This is a genomic window from Pedobacter sp. GSP4 (assembly GCF_051857575.1).
Classification (GTDB): domain Bacteria; phylum Bacteroidota; class Bacteroidia; order Sphingobacteriales; family Sphingobacteriaceae; genus Pedobacter.
Map to the genome: position 1 here is coordinate 284,461 of NZ_JBPZIR010000001.1, position 24,757 is coordinate 309,217.

19 protein-coding genes are annotated in these 24,757 nt (G+C 41.0%); 3 read left to right on the forward strand and 16 right to left on the reverse strand.

Features of this window, described 5'->3' with window-relative positions; all coding sequences use genetic code 11:
- Positions 1–35 precede the first annotated feature (35 nt).
- Positions 36–1,643 (forward strand): SulP family inorganic anion transporter, encoded by a 1,608-nt coding sequence (locus ACS5PU_RS01185; protein WP_439457437.1) that lies wholly within the window; start codon positions 36–38, stop codon positions 1,641–1,643.
- Positions 1,644–1,645: 2 nt separating this feature from the next.
- On the forward strand, positions 1,646–2,302 hold the full coding sequence (locus ACS5PU_RS01190; RefSeq protein WP_439457438.1) for a carbonic anhydrase: 657 nt from the start codon (positions 1,646–1,648) through the stop codon (positions 2,300–2,302).
- 62 nt (positions 2,303–2,364) lie between these two features.
- On the opposite strand, the gene ACS5PU_RS01195 is transcribed toward ACS5PU_RS01190, so the two are convergent.
- The 15 genes from ACS5PU_RS01195 to ACS5PU_RS01265 form a co-directional block, all read right to left on the reverse strand.
- The gene (locus tag ACS5PU_RS01195; protein WP_439457439.1) at positions 2,365–2,625 is read right to left on the reverse strand and encodes a hypothetical protein; all 261 of its coding nucleotides are present in this window, start codon (positions 2,623–2,625) and stop codon (positions 2,365–2,367) included.
- Between the two features lie 75 nt (positions 2,626–2,700).
- Positions 2,701–3,867: a glycoside hydrolase family protein gene (locus tag ACS5PU_RS01200; RefSeq protein ID WP_439457440.1), complete on the reverse strand. Its 1,167-nt coding sequence runs from the start codon at positions 3,865–3,867 to the stop codon at positions 2,701–2,703.
- 15 nt (positions 3,868–3,882) lie between these two features.
- A complete protein-coding gene (locus tag ACS5PU_RS01205) occupies positions 3,883–5,538 on the reverse strand; it encodes a glycoside hydrolase family protein (protein ID WP_439457441.1) in 1,656 nt (551 codons plus the stop codon).
- A 66-nt stretch (positions 5,539–5,604) separates the two neighbouring features.
- Positions 5,605–6,621: a zinc-binding alcohol dehydrogenase family protein gene (locus ACS5PU_RS01210; RefSeq protein ID WP_439457442.1), complete on the reverse strand. Its 1,017-nt coding sequence runs from the start codon at positions 6,619–6,621 to the stop codon at positions 5,605–5,607.
- A 17-nt stretch (positions 6,622–6,638) separates the two neighbouring features.
- Positions 6,639–7,400, reverse strand: a complete 762-nt coding sequence (locus ACS5PU_RS01215; protein ID WP_439457443.1) for an SDR family NAD(P)-dependent oxidoreductase — start codon at positions 7,398–7,400, stop codon at positions 6,639–6,641.
- A 10-nt stretch (positions 7,401–7,410) separates the two neighbouring features.
- On the reverse strand, positions 7,411–8,499 hold the full coding sequence (locus tag ACS5PU_RS01220) for a mandelate racemase/muconate lactonizing enzyme family protein (RefSeq protein WP_439457444.1): 1,089 nt from the start codon (positions 8,497–8,499) through the stop codon (positions 7,411–7,413).
- An 11-nt stretch (positions 8,500–8,510) separates the two neighbouring features.
- Positions 8,511–8,960, reverse strand: a complete 450-nt coding sequence (locus tag ACS5PU_RS01225; protein WP_439457445.1) for an L-rhamnose mutarotase — start codon at positions 8,958–8,960, stop codon at positions 8,511–8,513.
- Between the two features lie 51 nt (positions 8,961–9,011).
- Positions 9,012–10,373 carry an alpha-L-fucosidase gene (locus tag ACS5PU_RS01230; protein ID WP_439457446.1) on the reverse strand — a complete coding sequence of 454 codons (1,362 nt, stop codon included), beginning with the start codon at positions 10,371–10,373 and terminating at the stop codon, positions 9,012–9,014.
- Positions 10,374–10,435: 62 nt separating this feature from the next.
- Positions 10,436–12,211 carry an alpha-L-fucosidase gene (locus tag ACS5PU_RS01235; protein WP_439457447.1) on the reverse strand — a complete coding sequence of 592 codons (1,776 nt, stop codon included), beginning with the start codon at positions 12,209–12,211 and terminating at the stop codon, positions 10,436–10,438.
- Between the two features lie 24 nt (positions 12,212–12,235).
- On the reverse strand, positions 12,236–13,546 hold the full coding sequence (locus ACS5PU_RS01240; RefSeq protein ID WP_439457448.1) for an alpha-L-fucosidase: 1,311 nt from the start codon (positions 13,544–13,546) through the stop codon (positions 12,236–12,238).
- Between the two features lie 6 nt (positions 13,547–13,552).
- On the reverse strand, positions 13,553–15,205 hold the full coding sequence (locus ACS5PU_RS01245; RefSeq protein WP_439457449.1) for a sodium:solute symporter: 1,653 nt from the start codon (positions 15,203–15,205) through the stop codon (positions 13,553–13,555).
- 6 nt (positions 15,206–15,211) lie between these two features.
- Positions 15,212–16,735 (reverse strand): RagB/SusD family nutrient uptake outer membrane protein, encoded by a 1,524-nt coding sequence (locus ACS5PU_RS01250; protein WP_439457450.1) that lies wholly within the window; start codon positions 16,733–16,735, stop codon positions 15,212–15,214.
- 43 nt (positions 16,736–16,778) lie between these two features.
- On the reverse strand, positions 16,779–19,850 hold the full coding sequence (locus ACS5PU_RS01255; protein WP_439457451.1) for a SusC/RagA family TonB-linked outer membrane protein: 3,072 nt from the start codon (positions 19,848–19,850) through the stop codon (positions 16,779–16,781).
- A gap of 48 nt (positions 19,851–19,898) precedes the next feature.
- Positions 19,899–21,116, reverse strand: a complete 1,218-nt coding sequence (locus ACS5PU_RS01260) for an enolase C-terminal domain-like protein (protein ID WP_439457452.1) — start codon at positions 21,114–21,116, stop codon at positions 19,899–19,901.
- Between the two features lie 7 nt (positions 21,117–21,123).
- The gene (locus ACS5PU_RS01265; RefSeq protein WP_439457453.1) at positions 21,124–21,891 is read right to left on the reverse strand and encodes an SDR family NAD(P)-dependent oxidoreductase; all 768 of its coding nucleotides are present in this window, start codon (positions 21,889–21,891) and stop codon (positions 21,124–21,126) included.
- 170 nt (positions 21,892–22,061) lie between these two features.
- Here ACS5PU_RS01265 and ACS5PU_RS01270 point away from each other — a divergent pair, with 170 nt between their 5' ends.
- Positions 22,062–22,940 (forward strand): AraC family transcriptional regulator, encoded by an 879-nt coding sequence (locus ACS5PU_RS01270; protein ID WP_439457454.1) that lies wholly within the window; start codon positions 22,062–22,064, stop codon positions 22,938–22,940.
- 188 nt (positions 22,941–23,128) lie between these two features.
- Here the strand turns inward: ACS5PU_RS01270 and ACS5PU_RS01275 are convergent, their stop codons facing one another.
- Positions 23,129–24,637 (reverse strand): sulfatase family protein, encoded by a 1,509-nt coding sequence (locus ACS5PU_RS01275; RefSeq protein ID WP_439457455.1) that lies wholly within the window; start codon positions 24,635–24,637, stop codon positions 23,129–23,131.
- Positions 24,638–24,757: the final 120 nt, after the last annotated feature.

Consider the following 24,757-nt stretch of genomic DNA (forward strand, 5'->3'; position numbering starts at 1 on the left):
TAATTCGTTAAAATTTACTAGATAATTATATTGTTATGCAAAAGTTTAACCCGGCCTTTTCAGGTTCGGATGTGAAGAAATATTTTCTTAAAAAGAATTTAAAGAAAGATCTACCTTCGAGTATTGTGGTTTTTTTAGTGGCTTTGCCGCTATGTTTAGGAATAGCACTCGCCTCTGGCGCACCTTTATTTGCTGGTTTGTTAACTGGTATTATTGGGGGGATTGTAGTGGCCTCATGCAGTGGTTCGCAATTAAGTGTTAGTGGCCCGGCAGCGGGGTTAACGGTTATTGTACTGGGTGCCATTACCTCTTTGGGCAATTACCAGGTTTTTTTACTGGCTGTTGTTTTGGCGGGTGTTTTTCAGCTGATTTTAGGTTTGGTAAAAGCCGGAACCATCGGAAATTACTTTCCTTCGAGCGTAATCGAAGGCATGTTGGCTGCAATCGGCTTAATACTGATTTTAAAACAGTTGCCCCATGCTTTAGGTGTAGATAGCGATTTTAGTGGTGATGAAGGCTTTTTTCAGCAGGATCACGAAAATACTTTCTCAGCCATAACTGCCGCAATCAGTCATTTTAGTTTGGCCGCGGTTGTAATCAGTGTAATTTCGATTGCGGTACTGTTGCTATGGCCAAGGTTTAAAAAGCTGAGTATTGTTCCCGCTCCACTGATTGTAGTCATAATTGGTGTGGTAGGAAGTTTCATCTTTGCCGGAACAGACCATCAGCTTAGGGCCGATCAGATTGTGAAAATCCCCGTGGTGAATGGTTTCAGCGAATTTTTAGGGCTGTTTACCATGCCCGATTTTTCTGCTCTGGCCAATAAAGATGTTTACATTGTTGCCTTAACCATTGCTGTTGTAGCGAGTTTAGAAACCTTACTGAGCATTGAAGCGGTTGATAAGATCGATCCTATCAAAAGGGTATCGCCTACCAATAGGGAGCTTATTGCCCAGGGTATCGGTAACATTACCAGTGGTATGTTGGGTGGTTTACCTATGACATCGGTAATTGTGCGAAGCTCTGCCAACGTAAATTCGGGCGGTAGAACCAAAATGTCGGCTATTTTTCATGGTACCTGGTTGTTATTGTCGCTGTTGTTTATTCCGCAGGTAATTAATATGATACCGCTTTCGTGTTTGGCTGCAATTCTTTTGGTTACAGGATATAGGCTAACCAGGATCAGTCTTTTTAAACACATGTACCATAAAGGATGGGATCAGTTTATACCCTTTGTAGTTACCGTTTTAGCTGTACTCTTTACCGATCTGTTAAAAGGTGTGGCCATAGGCATGCTGGTTTCTATCTTCTATCTGCTACGCACCAATATGCGCAATCCTTTCTTTTACAGGATCTCGAACGAAGGAGATAAAAAGCACATCAGGATTAAACTGGCCGAAGAAGTTTCGTTCTTAAATAAAGCAGCAATACAGGTAGTTTTAACGAATATCCCGAAAGAAACCAATGTAATTATTGATGGTTCGAATGCCCGGTATATCGACCCTGATGTACTGGAAACCATTTATAATTACAAACATAATGCCTATACTAAAGGTATTATTGTAACCTTGGAAAACATACAGAAACATTATACTGTACCCAAATTAAATATAAAAGTAGAAGAAGACATTAATAAAATATAGTTATGTGCGCAAAAACAATAGAAACGAAAGACATTACATACGATAGCTTATTACAGGGCAATAAAGACTGGGTTAAGGATACCATTGAAAGTGATCCTGCCTTTTTCGATAAATTATCGGCCGGACAGAGCCCACCGGTATTATGGATCGGCTGTTCTGATAGCCGTGTACCAGCCAATCAGATTACCAACACTAAACCGGGCGATATTTTCGTGCATAGAAATATTGCGAATGTGGTTGTTCATACCGATATGAACCTACTTTCGGTACTCGATTATTCGATAAATGTGTTAAAAGTTAAACACGTTATTGTTTGTGGCCATTATGGTTGCGGCGGTGTTAAAGCTGCTCTGGGCGATAAACAGGTAGGTATTATTGATAACTGGTTAAGGAACATCCGCGATGTTTACCGGGTACACAGCGAAGAACTGGCTTCTATCACAGATCCAGATCAAAAATTTGACCGACTGGTAGAATTGAATGCCATTGAAGGTGCTGCAAATGTGATGAATACTTCAATAGTTCAAAATGCTTGGGCAAACGGACAGGAGTTATCTGTACACGCTTGGGTATATAGCCTAAAAACAGGTATCATTAACGATTTGAAGGTTACCACCACAAGTCTTGATGATGTTTCGCCTGCGTTTAAGGTGAGTTAAAACATCTTTTAGATGTTAATTTTTAGTTGTTAGGGAAGGCCCCCGATTAATATCGGGAGCCTTTATTTTTTTGCGGTATTTGGCATGTTGCCAGCTTGGCCCTTATTTCCTTTGCCTGCATCTGTTCTGGCTTCTTCCGAACCAAAATCGCCACTTCCGAAATCCTTGCCCAGGTTACCTGCATCAGTAGCTACTTTATTTTTCTTTTCCTTTTCGTTGCTGCGGTGGCGTGGAACCAATTGATCGGGCATATTTGTTTTATCGGCAGTATTTTCTGCCTTGCTATTGCCCAGGTTTTTATTATTATCGCTTTTGCTTTCCATAACCATAAAATTGAATTGTTTATATAGAACAGTACAAAACACGATTGGTTTTAGTTAAGCTAACGGTTAACTGCTTTATTTTCCGTCTTTCCAGTCAATTTTAAACACATAAGTTTCTGCGTTTGCACCTCCGCTAAGGTTTAAGCCTGCTGAGGCATAAAAATACTTTGGCTTACCGTTTATCATCAGTACGGCCGGGCGCTCCATTTTGCCACTGCTGCTGTATTCGAAATGACCGGGTGTGGTTAATAGTTTTTGATGATCTTTTTCGGTGCCCCAATAATCTAAAATGGTACCCATTCCTATTTTGGCATCGGCCAATTTAAAATCTAAACCGGTTTTCGATTGCCATAAGATGATATTGCCAAACACGCCTGTATTGGTACCATGGTTATCGGTAGTTAACAGGTAATGTTTTTTATTTGCGGTAAAGGCTACGGCATCTTCAATGTAATCTATATTATCGGTTATTGGCTGATCGGATAGGGTATAAGGGCCTTCTAAATGATCGGCTACGGCGTAACCGTATTTTGCAGTCCTTTGTGTAGGCATACCAGATTTGAAATAAATATAGTATTTGGATCCGATTTTGGTAAAGGCAGGATTATCGGCGCCGATAGCCCCGTTGTAGGTCCAGTGTTTTGGGTCTTTTGAATTTTCTACCATAAGTCCATCTTTTTGCCCAGCAAAGCGCCACGGTCCGTTAATATTATCCGCTATCATCATGCCGGTATACATTACGGCTTTGCCCTTTTGGGTTTGAAAAATGTATAGTAACACATACTTGCCATCTACATAGCTTATTCTCGAATTGTGTGGTGCCCACATTTTATCGGGGTGTGGAAAATCGCTTGTTTTTAAAACAGTACTTACATACTTAAACGGACCTTCGGGTTTATCGGCAATAAAATGTGCGATTTCGGCATTTTGACCCATCCAACCACTCATTCCCTCTTTTGCGGGCCAGCGGCTGCCAAAAATATGGATCTTTCCATCCTTTCCCTGTATCGGGCTTACGCACCAGTTGTACCAATCAGGATCGCTGATAGCTGGGCCGATAAGTTTTGCGGTAAGGGCCATATTGGAGTAGGCAAGTTTTGGTTTTTTACCTTTTGCAGATGGTAGTATGCTTATGGTTTGGGCCTTTAACTGCGCAATTGCAAATAGCATTACAACTAGCGCTAAGGCGTACCTGGATAATGAACTGGATATTCTTTTTGAGTTTGATAATAGTAAATTCATTTGTTGTGGTTTTACTTATGGGTTATTGGGAATAGCTTTAAAATTGAAAGTTGATCTGCTGTTGCCAACGGTAATGTTTAAGGTAAAATCGTAGCTTTTGCCTTTTTCAAATGCATGGTTTAGCGCTAAATTTTTCACGGCACTTTGATACTTTTCAATAGCTTGTATACCGGCTGTTGCAATTGTTTTTTCCTGTTGATCAATTGTAGCTGAAAGACTTATTTTGGCAGGTTGTGATGCCGTTAAACCAAAGTTTTCTATCGTTACTTCGGCTGTATTTTGGTCGTTACTGATTTTAAAAGTTGGCTTTCGTGCACTCAATATCGCTTCTTCATACTGGATCCATGGTACGCGCGTATAGCCGAAAAGCATTTTCCCTGATCGGTATCTGCCAAGCAGTTTTGGGGCAAATTCATCTCTGGTTAAATCGAGTCCGTTAGTGCTAAACGTTAGGATTAAATCTTTGCCAGATTTTGCTGTACTGATTACTTTGGCCCCTTTGCCAAAATTTACGGCAGTTGATGCCCCAAACCTTAACGATTTAATATCTATATCTGTTTGTGGATTAAAACCATCTTCTGCTTTTAGCTTTATTTTTATGCTTTTTGTCTTTGCATCTGGAAAGCTTTGGCTCATCATGGTAATCAGCACACCTGGGTTTAAGGGAACTACAATGGCTTTGGAGCTGTGGTTATCACTGGCAAAATCTTCTTCTTTTTGCGTGTCGATTACAGCAAAATTTGCCTGTGTAGCCCTGCCAAATTGATCTTGGAAAACCCGCATCCTTTCATATTTGAACCAGTTTTCTACCAATCCATCTTTATGAAAGGAAATGCCCGGTACATAAGCTTCTCCGGCATCGGTAATCCAGTTTACTCCATCTTTAGATCGCAGATAATAGGCAATCCGGCCCAGCCAGTCGTTTACAATTAAATTGTATTGAACGTTATCTTTCCAGATTACAGGATCTTCAAACTCTCCTTTTATGTTTGGATAGGCCCTTTTGTTCGATATTTGCTTATAGGTTGATAGACCGGTTTCACTGATCCAGCTTCCTCCACCGCGGCATACCATGAGGTAGGAGCCATCTTCTCTTTGCGCAAATGTTAGATTGGACAAGCCTTCAATAATGGGCCTGTCTCTTTGGTCGAAGCTAAATTTTCCAGCTTTCCATGGGCCGTTTTCATTATCAGCAGTGTAGTTTTTATCAATGGCGTATAATACCAATCTGCCATCCTTTGACCTAAAAGCATCTACATTATGTCCGTAACCAATGGTATCTTTAATGCTGAAAGGACCAAAAGAACTTTTGCTGGTAGCATGGTAGATAATGGATTTTGGCCATTCGCGATGCCCTTTTGCAGCACTTTCGCGCCAACCCACCACATACATATGATATACATTGTCCTTCCCCGAAATAATATCAGCGCACCAATATGATCTTTCTCTATCTTCTATGCCGTTATCTACATATCGCGGCAATACATTTTTTGCCCCCCAGGTATCACTGCTCAGTTTGCCTTCGGGCATGGGTAAAAAACGATCTTTAAAAGCCCCACCTTTTACCAGTTGTTTCCAGCTTTCAGGGCGCGGCCTGTCGGTTACCTGCGCGCTAACCTGCGTAGCCACAATAACTGCCGTAAAGAGTAAAAAAAATAACTTTTTCATCATGGTTCTATTCAATTGTAATCTATTTATATCTGTTGGCTATTGCTGAACATGCAGTACTAAATTGCATTAAAAATCTATAATCGCCTTAATCAGATTTTGATCTTCGCTATATAAATTTTCAAAATTTCCTGCTAAATTATCAAATGGGATTCTGTGCGTAATGTATCCAGAAGTGTCAATCAAGCCTGCTTGTAGTTTTTCGATCACTTTTTTAAAATCGACCGCTCTTGCGGCTCTGCTGGCTTTTAGGGTAATTTCTTTTCTATGGAAGTTGGCATCGTCAAAAGCTACATCGCCAATAAAAAGACCTACAAAAATGATAGTTCCGCCTGCGGCAACATAATTGAATGTGGCTTGCATCGAAACTTTATTTCCAGTGGCATCAAAAACTACGGTAGGCAGATCGCCTCCATATAAGGATTTTAAATCTTCGATTGTTGAATCGCTCGGTAGGAGTATTTCGATTTCTGGAAATTTTTGTTTTACAAAATCCAACCGTTTTTGATTAAAATCCAGTGCAACAATTTTCAACTTTTCCAATCTGGCAATGGCCATAATCCCTAAACCAATTGGTCCGGCCCCAATAACCAAAATGGTGTCATTTAAGCCCAATTCCGCTCTTTCTACTGCATGACTGCCTATCGCAAGTGGTTCAACTAGCGAAATCTGATCTGGTGAAAGGTTGTTGGTAAGGTGGATATGGGAAGCTTTATAATTGATATATTCTTGCATGGCACCATCTTCATGAACGCCTAATACAGTTAGTTGACTACCGCAATTGGTTTTACCTTTTTTAACTGCTTGATCGAAAACCAGGTTTCTGTAAGGTTCAACTGTACAATTGTCGCCAACTTTGAATGTTGTAACCTGATTGCCCACAGCAGCAATTTCAGCTGCAATTTCGTGCCCCAGTATTCTGGGATAGTTAAAAAAAGGTTGATTGCCTTTATAGGCGTGCAGATCTGTGCCACAGATAGATACTTTATTTATTTTTAGAAGAACTTCATCAGGGCCTGGATTTACAGGTTTCTCTTTTATGATTGTCTCGAAAACACCAGGTGCTTTTAATACAATTGATTTCATTTTTAATGTTTTTATGTTTACATATTAACTGTAGCGCCACCATCAACTGGTAATACCACGCCGGTAATGTATCTTGCAGCTTCTGAGGCTAAAAACACAGCCGCATTGCCTATATCTTCGGGTTTGCCAAAACCTGGCATTGCAATTCGGTTCACAATTTTTTGTTTTCTTTCAGGATCAGCATTAATGGCATTGAGCATCATTGGGCTTTCAATCCATCCCGGTGCTATGGTATTTACGCGTACGTTATGCCTTGAATATTCGGTAACCATATTATTCATTAAACCGGTAAGCGCAGTTTTTGAGGTGCCATAAGCCACAACGCGGTCTATTCCAAAAATCCCTGTCATCGAGCCTAGAAAAATAATGCTGCCGTTCTTACGCTCAACCATGCGTTTTGCACATTCGCGGCTTAAGCTAAAAACACTGATTACATTTGTTTGAAGTATCTTTTCAAATTCATCATCACTTGTTTCGAGCGACCATTTTTTCAAATGGATACCTGCGTTGTTGATCAAAATATCTATTGGTGCAATTTCAGTCTCGATTTTATGGATGAATGCCGGCATTGCTGCTTTATCTAGCATATCGAAAACAAAATAGCTGCAATTAGGGCCAAGTTGTGCTTTGGCCTCTTTTAAAACCTCTTCACGTCTGCCAGTAATAACAATTTTTGCACCCGCCTCTATCATCGCCTTGGCAATGCCAAAACCAATACCTGTTCCTCCTCCGGTTATAAGTGCCGTTTTATGTTGTAGTGAAAATGCTGATAGTGCCATAAATATGATTTTATTTTATCTCTTCTAAATGTTCATCTAAAAATGTAAAGCCCCATCCGTTTTCCTCATGTGGAAAAGCGTAGCCATCTTTTATCTGCATAGGTTTATCAATCAGCGGGTCAATCCAATCAAATGACTCTACTCCAACTCCATTTGGCACAGAACATACCAGGGGCACATCATAATCTTTGTAGTAGTGTGGCAAAACCGGTAAATGATGGCTGTTGGCCAATGCCGCGCTTTCACGCCATGCCTCTACACCCCCAATCCTAAGCAAATCTGGTTGCCAGATGTCAATCGCATTTCTTTTGATCAGTTCTACCAACGGAAACGTGTCATATTCTCTTTCGCCCATAGCTAATGAAACCCCTGTCTGCTCTTTTAAAGTTTTATAACCTTCAAAATTTTGATGATGGAGAGGTTCTTCAAACCAATAGATGTTTAATTCTTTAGCTTTTTGTACCAATTGTATGGCATCAGGCAACTTCATCCCCTGGTTGGCATCCATCATTACATTCAATTTGTTGCCAACGGCATCGCGCACCAATTTAAGCCGTTCGGCATCGGTTTTCCAATTGGGAGAGCCAACCTTGATTTTTACAGCTTTAAATCCTCTTTCTTTGTAATCTGTTACTTCTTCTATAAGCTCATCTATCGTATAAGATAACCAGCCACCACTGCCGTATATTTCACATTTGTTGCGGTGTACCCCCCAAAGTTTCCAAACAGGCTGTTCAACAGTGCGTGCCCAGGCATCCCACATGGCAATATTAATGGCTGCAGCGGCCCATTTATTAATGCCTCCTTCTCCAAAATATTCTGAATGATGCTTAAGTTGCTCATTTACTTTGCCGGTTTCATAGGCTTCAAAACCAATCACAGATGGTAAAGTATCGTGTAGTGCACCTAAAATTGCAAGCGGAGAATACTGGAAGGAGAGCAAATAAGACTCTCCGGTTACGCCATTTTCTAACTGTAACCTTAACACTAAAAAAGATATCTCGTGCAAAGTATGCGTAGCATCTGCAATAGGCTTTTTTAGCTTTGCTTTTGCCTTGTATATTTTATAGGATCTGATTTTTGTTGATGAACTCTTCATTTCGTTGTTATTTAATCCTGGTGAAAAACTTCTTCCATTTGGCTCCAGGTTTCTTTTTTTGCCGCGGCATCAGGCAACGGGATCTGCAAAGGAGCAGTTTCTTTCCACCAGCGTTGCGTGGTGGTATCGGCAGCCATTTTTTTCATGTCGGCTGTAAAATCGTTGCCCTCATATTCAAAATAGCTGAACAGGTATGGTTTTCCATCGATCTCTTTTAAATAGATGGAGTAATTTTTAATGTTACAGGCCTTAATCTGTTTAAGTACACCGGGCCACACCGCAGCATGAAGTTTTTTATAGGCCTCAATTTTATCGGGCTTAAGCCCGGTTATACTGCCATATCTCATTACTTTGGCTTGGGTAGGAGCAGTGGTACTTTGGTTGTTTTGCGTGCAGGCTAACAAGGTAATGATGCCTAATACGATGAACACCAGGAAATTTCGTTGATAAGTAGTTTTCATTATGATGTTTTTTAGTGGTTTACTTTTTCGTAGATACTGGAATATGCCAGCTTATAAATTGTATAAAGTGATTTTTTCTAGATGGGGTGTCCCGGCAGAATCTTTTGCCCGGAATCTTATTTTATCGGTATGCATAGCTGTGAAGTGCTGAATACGTTTATGGCCAATGGAGCTGTCTTCGGTTATTTTTAGCCATTTGTTATTTACCCAAGCTTCTATAACGTACTGCCGTATGCGTTCACCTTTTGTGATATCCTCTTGCAGAACGATGCAATTGATCATTTTAGGTTGGTTTGCAATGGTAAACTGTACTTCTTTACCTGTTGCCTTTACTGAAAATACTGGGTGCGAAAACCTCTTTTTTATTGCCTGGCCAAAATCATGGAGTCTAGCAACATCTTCATCGGGAATTCGCCCGCTGGTATCGACCACTATGCCCAAAAGCATATTGGCATTACGCCCAATACTGGTGTCGTAATTTTTAACAAGTTGTTGCACTGATAATATTTTTTGGCCGTTTGCTTTCCAAAACCAGCCGCCCTGCCAACCGGTCCGCAAAGGGAAATCTGCTTCACCTGGACACCATATTTTACCATTGGGATTACCACTCATATCATCTACCTTGATGGTTCCTGCAGATGAGGTAGTTGTATCGGCCGTACTCCAGTTGGGATATGGTGCGGTACCTTCTTCATTGCCAATCCACCTTACCAGGTTTTTTGCATCGGTTGGCCCTTGAAAAACAATAGCGTTAGGCTGTAACTTTTTTAATAAACCGGCAATGGGCGGTCCACCTTTATCTTCTGGTAGAACACCGCCATCAAACCATATTTCAAAAAGATCTCCATAATTGCTCCATAGTTCAGTAAGCTGCCTAATTACAATGTCATTATATTGCTTTTGTGTATAGGGTGAACTCTTTTGTACCAAACCAGGGTTATCTACGTGGCAGAACCCATTTGCGGCAGCACTTGCGTAAATACCCGGCTTTACTTGGTACTTTTTGCAACTTTCGATAAATGCCTTTACAATATCGCCCTCTCCATTTTTCCAGGGCGTATTTTTAACGCTGTAAGGGTGTGCAGCGGTTGGCCAAAGGCTAAAGCCAGAGCAATGTTTTGCTACCAACACAATATAGGTTGCGCCTGCCGCCTTTGCGGCCTGTACCCATTGATCGGTATTTAACTTTTTAGGGTTAAACAAACTAGATGGCGGATGGGTACCCCAGTTGCGCCAGTTATAAGCGGGTACATAATTTAAAATATCAAAATGAATAATCGCACCCACTTCTGCCTTTGCCCATTGAAGCTGTTGAGCATTGGGTACAATTAATTTTTCGGCTTTCTGGGCTGATGAATGATTAGCACAAAGCGTTATGGATAAGCAGAAAATTAAGCATAATGTATTTTTCATCTTGATAATTATTGCGCTAAACCATCATTTTAGGTTGTTTGACAGCTTATTTTCAATGTAATTTAAAAAACAACAGGCACTAACTTAACTTGTGATAAACTTGCCTTTTTAGTATCGCCTTCTATTAAACTTACCACAATATTGTAGGTTCCGGCTTTGCTAAAGTACATCCAACCAAATGGATACCAGTGATATACTGCAGAAGAACTTTGCTGGTTTTGTACCATCTGCCCGCCATTGTCAATTTTCCATACACACTTGCCCTGACCAGTATAGTTCAGTGCTATCTGATAATAACCGGCTTGCTGCACATTTACTTCCCAGGTTGCTTTTCCATTTTCTTTCCAGTCACTGATGCGTGCAACGTGTTTCCATTCGCCAAATTTTTCCATCCAATGCTCATCGCTCTTTTGTGCATTTTCTGTTTTGGCAAAAAGTGCGTCCATTACGGTTTCTTGTTGTGGATCAATAGCCAACTGTGATGATGCCTTTGGTGCACCAACTGTTTTCAGCGCTATAACAGATACTAATTTTTCTGGCGCGACTGAAGGGATTTTAATTTCAATGGAATTTACTTTTTTGGTATGGCTTAAAGGGATGGCCGTTTTCCCAGTTAACAATTTAATACTGCTAATTTCAGATTGAAGGTTGGGCAGGTAAAGTTTGCCGGTACTTGGCCAATTATACACCAATAGCGAAATGGTATTGCCATTGGTTATGGCATCGACCCATGGCAATTCGTGGCCCCATGGAGAGCGCCCGCCTTCATATACTGTTTTCGGATATTTTTTAATCCAGTTACCTACGCTTATAAGGGCAGCTTTGGGCTGGGGCAAAATTTCCCCTTTATCGCTTGGGCCAACATTTAGCATGTAATTCCCTCCGCGGGCAACTGTTGATAGGGTATTGGTTAGGATTTGCTTGGGTGTTTTCCAATTGTTATCATACCAGGCGTAGCCCCAAGAGTCGTTGGTTACATCAACAGATTCCCAAAGGCCGGGTACATTTTTTTTGGGCACTTCCATATCGCCTAGGGTGCTGTAATCGCCAAGACCATGGCCAATTCGGCCACATATAAACGCGGTAGGCTGGTTTTGGTGTACTACATTGGCCAATTGTTGGGCGTATTTTTTTTCAATACTGCCAGGTGTATCAAACCATAGCACGGCTAATGGACCGTATTCTATTGTCAGTTGCTGTACTTCGGGTAAGCATTTTTCGTTAAAATAATCATCAAAGGTTTTTGCTTTTTCTCCTTTAGTTGAATCTACCCAGCCAGCACCTCCTCCTGGCGCGGTCCAATCCTGGAAATGGGAATAATAGATGCCCAGCCCAATGCCTGCTTTTTTACAAGCAGTGGCCATTTCCTTTATCGGATCTCTTTTAAAAGCGGTAGCATCATAAATATTAAATGGGTTGGCTTTAGAGCGGAACATAGAAAAACCATCGTGGTGCTTGGCGGTAATTACTACGTATTTCATGCCTGCATCTTTGGCTATTTTGGCAATGGTATCCGCATTAAAGTTTACCGGATTAAAGTCTTTAACACCGGGCATGTATTGCGCTGGTGTTAAGTTCGCCATATTCTCATTCATCATCCATTCGCCTATGCCGTAATAGGTTTTTCCATTCCATTTATTTGCGAAATGCGAAAAATATCCAAAATGGATGAACATGGCGTAGCGGCCCTGTTTGAAAATTTTCCCACGGCTAGCTTCTGTGGTTTTTAAAGCGGCATCGCCTTTCCACATATCGTTCATTTTTGGGTTTTGGGCATAAACGGCCATAGCCAAAAGTGATAATAGCGAACAGATAAAGTATGTTTTTTTAAGTCCCATATCCCTTTACGAATGGTTAAATCATTATTTTAAAACCGCTAAGCTTTCTGTAGGCCCATTCAATTCCAATACAACAATATATTCTGTTTTACCAACCAGGTTGGCCGGAAGCGTAATTTTAAAGGTATTGTTGCCTTCCTGTACTTTAAGGTTTTCGCCCTGCATGGTATGTACCTGGTTAATTTTACGATCTGGAATGTTTGGCAGCTCAATTTCTGTTTTCTTGGTATTAATGATGTGAAGAAATACTTTATTGCCTTTCCGCGTTGCGGCATAATCATCTGTAGGACTGTATGGCCCGCCCAGTGTGCCGTAAACTGCGCTACCATTTATTTTAAGCCAGTCGCCAATTTCCTTTAAACGTGTTATCTGTCTGGCTTCAATGCGTCCATCGGGCATAGGGCCAACATTAAGCAACAAGTTGCCATTGCCTCCAAAGGTTTTAGAAGAAATAGATAGACACTCATCCAAGCTTTTCATTTTATCGTTAGGTTTCCAGGCCCATTGGTTGCAGATGGTAAAGCAGCTTTCCCAGGGTGTATCCATATTCATCCGGCCAACTACCTGCTCTGGTGTATCAAAATCGCCTACCATTTGGTGCGCTTCGATCTTTTTATTTTGCGTACCTGCCATTTCTTTGCCGAGCCTGTTGTTCACGACCAAACTAGGCTTCAGTTTTTTAAGGTAGGCATATACTTCTTTACCCATTTCATTTGTCCATGGTTTTTCCCATCCACCATCAAACCAAAGCATTTGCGGATCATAATTGGTTACCAGTTCTTTTAATTGGTTTTTCATGTAAGCGAGGTACTTATTCATATCCGATTTTGGATCGATGGTACTGTTGTGCGCCGAATGGATGGGATATTCGGGATGCCACCAATCTAGAATGGTATAATAAATACAAAATTTGATACCCTGTTTATCGCATGCTTTTTTTAACGCACCCACCACATCCTTCTTGAAAGGCGTGTTCATGATATTGTAATCGGTAAACTTGGTAGGCCATAAACAGAAACCATCATGGTGCCTAGCAGTGATGGTAAGGTATTTCATGCCGGCATCTTTTGCGGCCTTTACCCATTCATCTGCATTAAAAAGTACAGGATTGAATTCTTTGTACAGGTTATCATAATCTTCTTTTGAAACCTGTTTATCTCTGCTCCAGCCAATTTCTGTGCCGCGCAGTGATACGGGCCCCCAGTGGATAAACATGCCGAAGCGCTGATCCATAAAGGCGGCCATGTTGGGGGCAAGCACTTTTTTGTTTTGTGCCATGCCCGGTAAAACACTAACCAATACGGTTAGCATCAACAAAATCTTTCTGAAGTTCATAATTAATTATTTAAAAAATCCATATAAAACAGCCATAATTACCAGAAGTAAGGCCGATAAAACTTTGTAATTGCCAATGCCTTTCCAGCCTTTGTACTGTAGGGGTTCCCAGATAGATTTCCAGTAAAGTACTTCGCTTTGCTTGGTATGCACGGCCGGATAAATGAAAGAGAAAATAACTTGAATAACCACGCAAGCGCAGAAGAGATAAAAAGCCATCATCATAAAAGGAATATTGCCGATAACAGTTTCTGTGCCGTATACTTTGTTTATGATAAATACAGCAACGCCTAAAACCGATCCAATTAGCAAGGTATATTGTGCAGCTTTGGCAGAAGCCTTTTTCCAGAACACGCCCAATAAAAATACGCAGGTAATTGGAGGGGCAATATGTGCAATAACATCGTTTATGCCCTCAAACAAACTCTGGTAGCTGTTTAATAATGGCAATAATGCAATAGAAAGCACTAAAGCTATGGCTGCCGACCAACGACCAACGCTTACCAGCTGTTTATCGCTAGTTTCGGGCTTGAAGCGTTTGTAAAGGTCGTAACTGCTTAAAGTGGCGATTGAATTTAGGGCGCCGGCAATCTGACTCATTAAGCCCGAAAGCAGCGCGGCCACCAAAATGCCTACCAATCCCTTTGGCAAAAGCTGGGTAATCATTAAAGTATAAATTCCTTTGGTATTTAATACTGTTTCGCCATTGGCGCCAATATGCTGTAGGGATGATAAATCCATGGTGCCTGATTTGTACAGTACGAATGCAAATAAGCCTGGCAACACAAAAATGAATACAGGCAAAATTTTTATAAAACCGCAAAATAAAGCGCCTACACGGGCATGGTTTTCATCTTTGGCACCCAATACACGCTGTACAATGGTTTGATCGGCACACCAATACCAGATACCTAAAATGGGATAACCTAAAAATACGGCTACCCAGCTCATTCCGCTTTTATCGCCAACTGGACGCATCATGCTCAGCTTATCCATGGCACTTTCCTTTTGCAGGATGCTGGTCATCTGATCCCAACCGCCAACTTTGTTCCATGCGAAATAGGTAATGATAATGGCACCGGTAATCAACACCAAACTCTGTATGGTTTCGGTAACCACTACCGCTTTTAAGCCGCCAATGATGGTATAAAGGCCAGTTAATGCGGCGATAACGATTATACTGGTATACATGTTAATCCCGAACAGTGTTTCGAGTACAATACCGCCTGCCAAAAAAGAAAAGGCAATGTGAATGATAATTGCTGAAAGAATGGAAATAAAAGCCAGCCAATCTCTACAGGCCCGGTTGTAACGGCGTTCTAAAAAATCGGGGAGGGTAGAAATACCCGATCGGATATAGAACGGAATAAACAGCAGGGCCAAAAGAATCAGGGTAAAAGCGGCCATCCATTCGAAGTTGCCGTTTAAAAGGCCAGAATCGAAGCCGCTTTGCGCTAAGCTTACCAAGTGGAGGCACGAAATATTAGTGGCAAATAAGGCAAGGCCTATCATTGGCCATTTTAAGCTTTTACCTGCCAGAAAATATTCGCCACTCGTGGTTTCTTCATCTTTTTTCTTTCTGGTACCCGTCCATAGGCCAATTGTTACAATAAACAATATGTACGCTATGGTAATTACAATATCTATGGTGCTGATCATAATGGCTTAGTTATATCCAGGGTTTTGCTTTAACTGTTTGTTTTTATCAAGCTCACTTTGTGAAAATGGTAATACGTTGTTCTGCTCGCCAAATTTTAGTGGTGTATCTCCTGGATCTTTTAGAGGTGCCAGCTTGCTTGCCATTAAATTTCTTCTTTTCAGATCGAAATAACGCTGACCTTCGAGTGCAAGCTCTATTCTGCGCTCATGTAAAATAAACTCCCTAAGTTTATCTTTAGTGTTATATTTAACTTGGTCAACTTCGGGTAGATCAACACTTTTCCGCATTCTGATTTGATTTAATGCAGCAGATATACTGGCATCAGGGCCGCTTACTTCGTTTTGAGCTTCAGCATACATTAACAATACATCAGCATAGCGCATATGGATGATATTCTGATCGGTTAAAGGGGTTTTACTTCTGTCAAACGGAAGTTTAGTTAGATCAATATATTTCTTTTGTGTATAATTTGTTGGCTGTAAATCAGTTTCGCCAAATATGGTGCCATCAGGGTTGATGTATTTATCTGTAGGCACTTTGATTGTAAATTTTAAACGTGGGTCTCTGTTTTCATAAGGATTTGCAGGGTTGTATCCCGAACCAGCTTCATTAATGGCTTTCCCGTTATCCATTTCATAATCGTCTACAAGGTTTTGATAAGGCCCAATAGCACCATACCATGCCAGCTCAACCAAAACGCCTTCACCACCTTGGGGGTTATTGGGCGATAGGAATTTGGTGGAGAAAATAATTTCTGGATTGTTCTGTTGTGTGGCAGTAAGGAATAGGTTGGGATATCCTCCTTGGTAAATCTGGAACTTTCCACCGGTAATTACAGTGTTTGCCCATTTCGCGGCGTTTGGCCAATCTTGCTGAGAGAGGAAAACTTTAGCTTTTAAGGCTTGAGCACTTCCTTTTACCGCATGACCGGAATAAGCTACATCAGGTAAAGTTGCAATGGCAAAATCAAGGTCCTCATGTATAAAGCTGAGTACCTGTTCTTTGGTACTTTTCGCAATTTTACCTTCATCAACCGTTTTAGGGGCAGTTTTATAGATAATTACACCTCCAAAGGCCTGAACCAGATCAAAATAAAACATGGCTCTAATAAATTTTACTTCGGCTTTATACCCATTTTTTTCTGCATCGCTAATTGGTGCCCTGTCTATATTATCAAGAAAGAAATTACAGCCTGCAATGCCCTGGTAAGGCGTATCGTAAAACGTCGAGGTTACATTGGTAGAATTTACGATTCCCTGCGTTAAGGCATCGAAGCCCTGATAGCTGTATCTATCCCAGGCATTGTCGGAGTAAGTATCCAGCCACAATTTACTGTGACCAAAAAAACCTTCCTGTAACCGCCTGTAAACCCCAGCCAGTGCAAGCTGTACATCTGAGCTGGTTTTCCAAAATGTTTCGTTAGCTATTTTGGAGGTAGGTTCTTTATCCAGAAAATCTTTTTTACAGGAGGTTAATATTCCAACCCCCATTAGCATAATTAAAGCGATGCTATTATATTTCGTTTTCATTTTATCTTATTTAAGTTTAAACAAGTAATTGTTTACGTGAGGATTAGTATTTAACTTTTAATCCTACGGTGTAGATCCTGAGTTGAGGAAATTGTGCAAATCTTCCAGAATTTGCCCGTTCAGGGTCGTTACCTTCATATTTTGTCCATGTTAATAGGTTATCACCCGATACATAGGCTAATATTCCTTTCGATCCTATCTTTTTCGTGATTTTTTCTGGTAGTGTATAAGACAGATAAAGATTCTTCAAACGCAGGTAAGAAACATCCTGCAGAAAATAAGTAGAGCTATAGCCCGATACACCAGCATAACCGGTAAGGTATACTGCCGGAACAGTGTTGCTTGGATTAGTAGGCGACCACGCATCTAAAAATTTTACCGGTGGTGCCGAACTCTGCATAAACGGCTCGTAGCCCCAGCCATTTACAACTATTTTCTGTCCTTGTACGCCTTGAAAGAATGCACTTAAATTGAAGCCTTTCCAACCCGCATTTAAATTAAATGAATAGGTGTAATCAGGGAAACTACTGATGCGGATCCTATCTTCTGGACCAACTGTTCCGTTTCCATCTACATCCCTAATTTTTAAATCGCCTGGTTTTAATGTGCCAGAATTTGGTTGTTTTGGTGAACTATTTATTTCTTGTTGACTTTGGAAAACTCCTATCCAATCATATAAAAAATAATTGTTATAAGGTTGGCCAACTTCAAAAGTGCCAACCGTTTCGGCCAATACTTTTGTAACCTTGTTCCGGTAACTGTGAAATAAGAAATTAGCACCATAGGTAAAATCCCCAATCCGGTTTTGGTGCCTCAGTTCGATTTCAATCCCCTTGTTAACCATAGCACCGGCATTTACAACTGGAGCAGTTAATCCTATGCTGGCAGGTACATCACTGCGCCTTGCCAATATATCGGTTGTATTTTTGTAATACCAGCTAACGGTAGCTCCAAATAAACCTTTAAATAGGTCTACATCCAATCCAAAATCGGTAATAGCTGTTTTTTCCCAGCGTAAACCTTTATCGGTTAGTGTGGTAAGCTGTACGCCAGAATTCAATCCAGTAGGGGAAAGTGGATAAACTGTGGGCTCGAGTACATCCTGATAAGGATAATAATTCAGCGTGCCATCAGGATTTGTGATCTCTTGATTTCCCAATACACCATAAGAGGTTCTCAATTTTAAATTATCAACCCACGAAAAGTTGTTTTTGATAAAATCTTCTTCTGATATTTTCCAGGCAGCAGATCCACCGCCAAAGGTTCCCCATCTGTATTTTGGACCTACTCTTGATGTGCCATCGTAACGGATATTACCTTCTAAAATATATTTTTCCTTGTAATTATAGTTTACTCTTCCAAATAACGATTGCAGCGCCCATTCAAAAGAATTTCCGCCTAATGATTGATTTAGCGGCGAACTTCCATCCAATTCCATAATGGTATTGTTAGGGAAATCGTATCGGTTACCGCTTAAATTCGTACTTCTATTATCCTGTTGCTCGTAACCGGCCAATACAGCGATATTGTGTGCATTGTTAATGGTTTTGTTATAGTTAAGTGTACTATAAAGTGTTTTGGTAATGTTGCGGGCAGATGATTGCTGAAGTCCGAAGAAAGAAGGCACCCCATTGCTTACCTGTACATAATTGCCATTGGCATCGGGCTGATAGGCAAATGATGCACTTCCAAACTGGCGTTGTCTGTAATCTTGGTTAAAAAAAGTGATAGCTCCTTTCGAATTCCATTTTAAGCCTTTAGCTAGGTCTACTTCAATATAAGCCTGTGCATTTACATTGTAATTTTTGGTATACTGGCCACCTGTATTGTACACTTCTTCAACACCTCTGTTCCCATCGCCTGAAGAGGTAAAATCTTTACTGGCTACTCTGCCATCAGGTAAAAACGGTTTAAAGGTAGGGGCTGCTGCATAGGCCAGCAAGAGCAGGTTATCGTTTGTTAACCAGGGAGCTTTCGCATCTTGATAGGAGAAATTAATATTGGTGCCAACTTTTACCCTTGAGTGGGCCTGTGTTGAGAAATCCAATAAGGCATTGTAACGGTTGTAATTATAGCCCTTGGTAATGCTGTTCTGATCTAAATAATTTAAAGAGATATTATAAGTGCTTTTATCGGTACCTCCTGAAAAACCTAAATTATGGTTTTGAATAGCGCCCTTATCCAAAACATAGCCCAACCAATCGAAATTAGGATATTGATCACTGTTTGGGTTGTTCTTATAAAGGTCTATCTGTGCCTGGGTATATGCCGCAGGACGGCCACTTCTTGCCCTTGCCTGATTGTACATTTCCATATAGGTTACCGAATTGGTAATTAATTTTGGATAGGTAGTGGCCTCGCTTACCCCATAGCTTCCATTATATTCGATTATATTGGTGCCTGCTTTACCTTTTTTGGTTGTTACCAGGATTACACCGTTAGCTGCCCTGGCTCCATATATTGAAGCCGAAGAGGCATCTTTTAATACGGTTACGCTTTCAATATCTTGTGGCGAAAGGTTATTTATGGTACCAATAACACCGTCTACGAGTACAAGTGGGTTGGGTGAGGCTCCGCTTGAACCGAATCCCCTTAGCCTAAAACTAGCGTTGTCTCTTCCTGGCTCACCTGTTGGCTGTACCACATCTAAGCCGGTAACACGGCCCTGTAGTAAATTTTGAACATTTGGTACTGGCCGTTCGGTAAGGGTTTTGCCGGTAACCGTGGCAACTGAACCCGACAAATTGATTTTCTTCTGTGTACCGTACCCAACTACCACTACCTCATCAAGGTTATTGTTACTTTCTTGCAAAGTAATGCTTACCTGAGCAGGATTTTGAACTGAAATTTGCTGATTGGCATAGCCTACCATTGTAACCTCTAACTTATTGCCTTTTTCGCCAGCAATGCTAAATTCGCCGTTGGTATTGGAAATGGTTTTACTTTTTTCTTTAGTGCTGATATTGGTAATCGTAACGCCTGGTAATGGCTGGTTTGCGGCATCAACAATACGTCCCTTAATTAGGGTTTGTGCTTCGGCTATATAAGTGCTTAGGCAAATAGCCATTATGGTTAAAAAATAACGCAAGCACGTTTTTTTAAATACCTTTTTCATAGCTTTTAAAATTTGTATTCATATTTGGTTAGTTTTAATAATAAAATTCTACTTTAAATCGCAGCTGCTCCCCGGTTCTTGCGGGGTGATGTAAACGCCGTTTTCTATTTTTATCGGATTTACAAAGTGTTGTTTTAAATGTGGAATATGTTCTAGAAATAGTGCTTCATGCCCCATACTGATGTGGTTAAACAATACCAGGTGCTGATGCAGTTGCCCCATATCGCCAACATGTGGCACTACCGGAACGCCAAATTTTTTGCACATTAAGCTAATGGTAATAAATTCGCTTACACCACCAACGCGTACGGCATCTACCTGTGCGAAGCTGGTACAGCCTGTTTGCAGATAATTTTTGAAAATGATGCGGTTGGGTACGTGTTCTCCCAATGCCAGTTTTACCGGCGAAATGGCTTTGGCAAGTGTTTGATGTGCCAAAACATCGTCTGGGTGCGTAGGCTCTTCTACCCAATAAGGGTTCATGTTCTTAAGTTCATTGCAGATGGAAATGGCCTGGGGTAAAGTCCATTGTTGGTTGGCATCGAGCATTACTTTAGCTTGGTCGCCGGCAACTTCCCGTACAATGTTTGCCCTGCGGATATCGCGCTGTGGATCTGCCGAACCTACCTTTAGTTTCATGGCTGTAAAGCCGCTATCTATTGCTCTTTTACAGTTTTCGCGTACTTTTTCATCATCATAATTAAACCATCCTACAGATGTATCGTAACCTGGATAACCAACATTGAGTATGCCTGATCTTGATTGTTTTGAGCCAAACTGGTCCTGTAGCATTTCGATGGCTTCTTCTCTGGTCAGTACATCTTCCAGGTAAGATAAATCGAGGGTGTTTACAATTTCCTCAGGACTTAAGTCGATCAGTAATTTCCAAAGCGGTACCCCGCGTTTTTTGGCCCATAAATCGAAACAGGCATTGGTTACAGCTGCTAAACCTAAATGCACTACGCCCTTGTGTGGTCCTAGCCATCTAAATTGCTGTTCGTTGGATAAGGTTTTGAAGGTTTCGCCAAAATTGCCCATCAGTTCTTCTATGCCCCTTCCTTTTAAGGTATCGGCATAAAATTTAGCGGCACTGCAAACCAATTCGTTTCCTTCGCCAAGGGTAAAGGCCAATCCTGTTCCGGTTAGGCCGTTTTCGGTAAGCTCGGTTACCGCATACGAATACTGTGGATCTTTATGTATGGCATCGCTACCGGCACCGGTTGAGAGCTCAAACCTTTTGTCTTTTATCTGTATTTTATCAATCATGTTATAATTATATCAAGGTTCTGTATCCTAGTTCTGCACCTCCACTTACCGGTAAAATTGTTCCGGTAATGAAGCGGGCGGCATGGCTTAAAAGGAAAGTGCAGGCATCGGCAATTACATCACCTTTAGGCATATTGCCCAAGGGCTGAAGTTTGTTCAGGTAATTTTCTATTTCGTGCTGGTTGGGCTGCTCTTGGCTCCAGGCCTGTAATGTTGGGGTATTTACTGCTGCCGGCGAAATGGCATTTACCCTGATTTTAAATGGGGCATAATCTAAAGCCATGGCTTTGGTCAATGCATTAATGGCACCTTTGGTAGCTACGTAAACAGCATGGTTATCCTGCCCAAGGCTGCCAACCATTGAGCTGGTATTCAGGATAACGCCCTGCGATTTTTTTAAATGCACAATTCCGTAGCGGGTGGTATACAAAATGCTCTTCAGGTTAATATCCATCAATAAATCCCATTCCGGATTAGTGGTTTCATCGAGTGTTTTTGATGGGTGGGCAATGGCGGCATTATTGTGGATTGCATCTATACGGCCATATTTTTCAATAATGGTGTTAAAGGCCGCTTGTACCTGTTGCTCGTTGGCTAAATTGCAGGTAAGCATCAATAGTTTATCGGTAGTGATCAGTTCTTTTGCACGGTCATCAGGCACCTCATTTTTGTCCAGTATACAAATGGTGGCCCCAGCTTTTACGTATGCTTTTGCACATTCCCAACCTATACCATCGCTTCCTCCAGTTAGTACAATGATTTTATTTTCAAGCATGCTTTGTTTTAATATTTGGTTAACGTTCAGCTAAATTATTGATGAATTTTGGGAAAGACTGGAGTAAGGTTCGCTAATACTGAGTCTATATTAGCATTCATTGCTTATTATGTAATAAACTTGGGATAATATTGGTGTTCTTTGTAACTTGCATATGTTAACCAAATATTATGAAACCCATTTTTGCTAAAATCCTAGATGGAAAAATAAACGATGTTTATGGATTAAAGGTTGTAGATGCACCTTACTTCTCAACCGATTTCCACTTTCATGAAGAATGCCAGCTTACCTATACCTTGGAGAGTGAAGGCCGGCGCATGATAGGGGATAGTATTGAAGATTTTTATTCGGATGAACTGATCTTTGTAGGATCGAATCTGCCCCATGTATGGCACAACAGCAACCAATACTTTAGTGAGGTAGAAGTGAATCCACATGCCCGGTCGGTATCGATATTTATACACCCCGATAAAATTCTTGATCTTTTTAAGGAACCTGATAATATCCAGCGGATCAAAAACTTTTTTCAGCTGGGCAAAAGGGGGATGAAGTTTGGGAGTGATGCCAAAAATAAACTGAAAACCCTGATGATGAAGGTAGCTTCGCAAACCGAAGAAATAGGGCGGTTAATCGGCGTGCTCGAAATTTTAAACCTGCTCTGTGCCACTAAAGATTACGAATTTTTAACCAGCCCGGGCTACACCAATAATTATCAGTTAAAAGACAACGATAGAATGGATAAGATTTTAAAGTACGTTTTTGATAATTTTAACCAGGAAATTTTGCTTACCTCAGCAGCAGGTATGACCAATATGAACAAGCAGGCTTTTTGCAGGTATTTTAAAAGCCGTACGCAGAAAACTTTTGTAACTTTTGTAAACGAAGTAAGGATTGGCCATGCCTGTAAATTAATGGCCCAGAGCGATCAGCAGATTAGCGAACTGGCCTATTCCTGTGGTTTTAACAGCCTGTCTAATTTTAATAAATTTTTTAAACTGGCGAAGGGCGTTACTCCAAAAGAGTATAAAAAAATGCTGGTGGTTGATTAATTTTCGGTTACGGTATTTAAATATTGCTTCGTGCCTCGCAATGGTAAAGGTTTAGTAATTCGGTAACAGAATTACTAAACCTTTACAGCAATCACGGCAGTTCTTTGTAATCCATCTTTGATGACATAGTAGAAGGATATTTGTGGTATTATGGATACTTAACCAAGTTCAGTATGACGATCCGAGACTTATTTTGTCCTTGCTTCTTCGGTGCTCAGTAAAGCTTCCAGTTCTTTTACTTTTTCGGGATACTTTAAGGCCAGGTTGTTTTTCTCCCCAACATCATCACTTAAATTATACAACTGTGCGGTTGGCAGATTTCCGGTGTCGGTATGGGTAAGTTTATAAAAAGCTTCGCCCTTTGATGGCCTGATGTATTTCCAGTTATTTTTAACAATGGCCAGCTGGTTGCTCTGTTCGATAAAAAAGTCGCGGCCTTTGGTATCTTTGCCTGTAAAAGCCTGCCATACATTTTTGCTGTCTATTGCGTTTTTGCTTTCAATATTGAAAAAACTGGCAAAGGAAGCCAGAAAATCTATTTGTGATACCAGCGCATCAGAAACACCGGGTTTGATTTTGGCCGGCCACGAAATGATAAAAGGTTCGCGGGTACCACCTTCCAAAATACTGTACTTGCCGCCACGTAAAACGCCTGCAGGCGTATGGCCATTTAATTTTTCGAAGCCCTGATCTTCATAACCGTCCATTATTACCGGACCATTATCGCTACTGAAAATAATCATGGTATTTTTGTCCAGTCCCAGGTTTTTCAGTTGTTTCATAATTTCTCCAACAGCCCAGTCCAGCTGTAAAATTACATCTCCCCTGTAGCCCAGTTCGCTCTTGCCTTTAAACATGGTAGCAGGAAGGCGTGGTACATGGGGTTCTGTTAAAGCATAGTACAGAAAAAAGGGTTCCTGCTTATTGTTTTCGATAAAATTTTTAGCTTTGGTCAAAAACGTAAAAGGCAATTCTTCATCCGTCCAACGGGCCAAATTGCCACCTTTCATGTAGCCAATGCGGCCAACGCCATTAACAATGGTTTGGTTGTGTCCGTGGTTCATTTCTGCCGCCATTTTTAACAGCTCGGGATGGTCTTTTCCGGTAGGATCTGTACCGATCGGGTTTTTATAATCAACTGTAATCGGGTCTTTTGCATCTAAGCCCACCACCAGTTGATTTTCCATAAATACAGTGGGAACCCTATCGGCTGTTGCCGGAAAAATAAAGGAGTAATCAAATCCAGTTTCTTTAGGTCCCGGTTTTACTTCCCTGTTCCAATCTTTTTCTACTTTATCTCCTAAACCTAGGTGCCATTTGCCTACCAAACCAGTTCTGTAACCTGCCTGCTGAAAAATTGCTGGCAAGGCGGTATTGTCGGTCGGAATAATCAGCGAAGCATCGCCCGGTAACACACCTGTTCCTTTTTTACGCCAGGCGTATCTGCCCGTCATTAACGAATAACGCGATGGCGTACAGGTTGATGCCGTAGCATGCCCGTTGGTAAATCTTAATCCCTGTTTTGCAAGTGCATCGATATTCGGGGTGTTAATTTTGGTTGCACCATAGCAGCTTAAATCGCCAAAGCCAAGATCATCGGCATATATGATAATGACATTGGGTTTCTTTTGTGCGGTGGCATAATGGTTAAAGCTTGCTAAGATGACAAGTAGGGAAAGTAAAAATCTGTGGTTCATGGTTAGAAAAGGTGTTTAGGTTTGATTAAGCGATACAATCGCTTTTCTTATTAACCCTCATTGCAAACGAGGACTATCAAGTTTACAAAAAAGGCCAAGCAATAATTGCCTGGCCTTTAA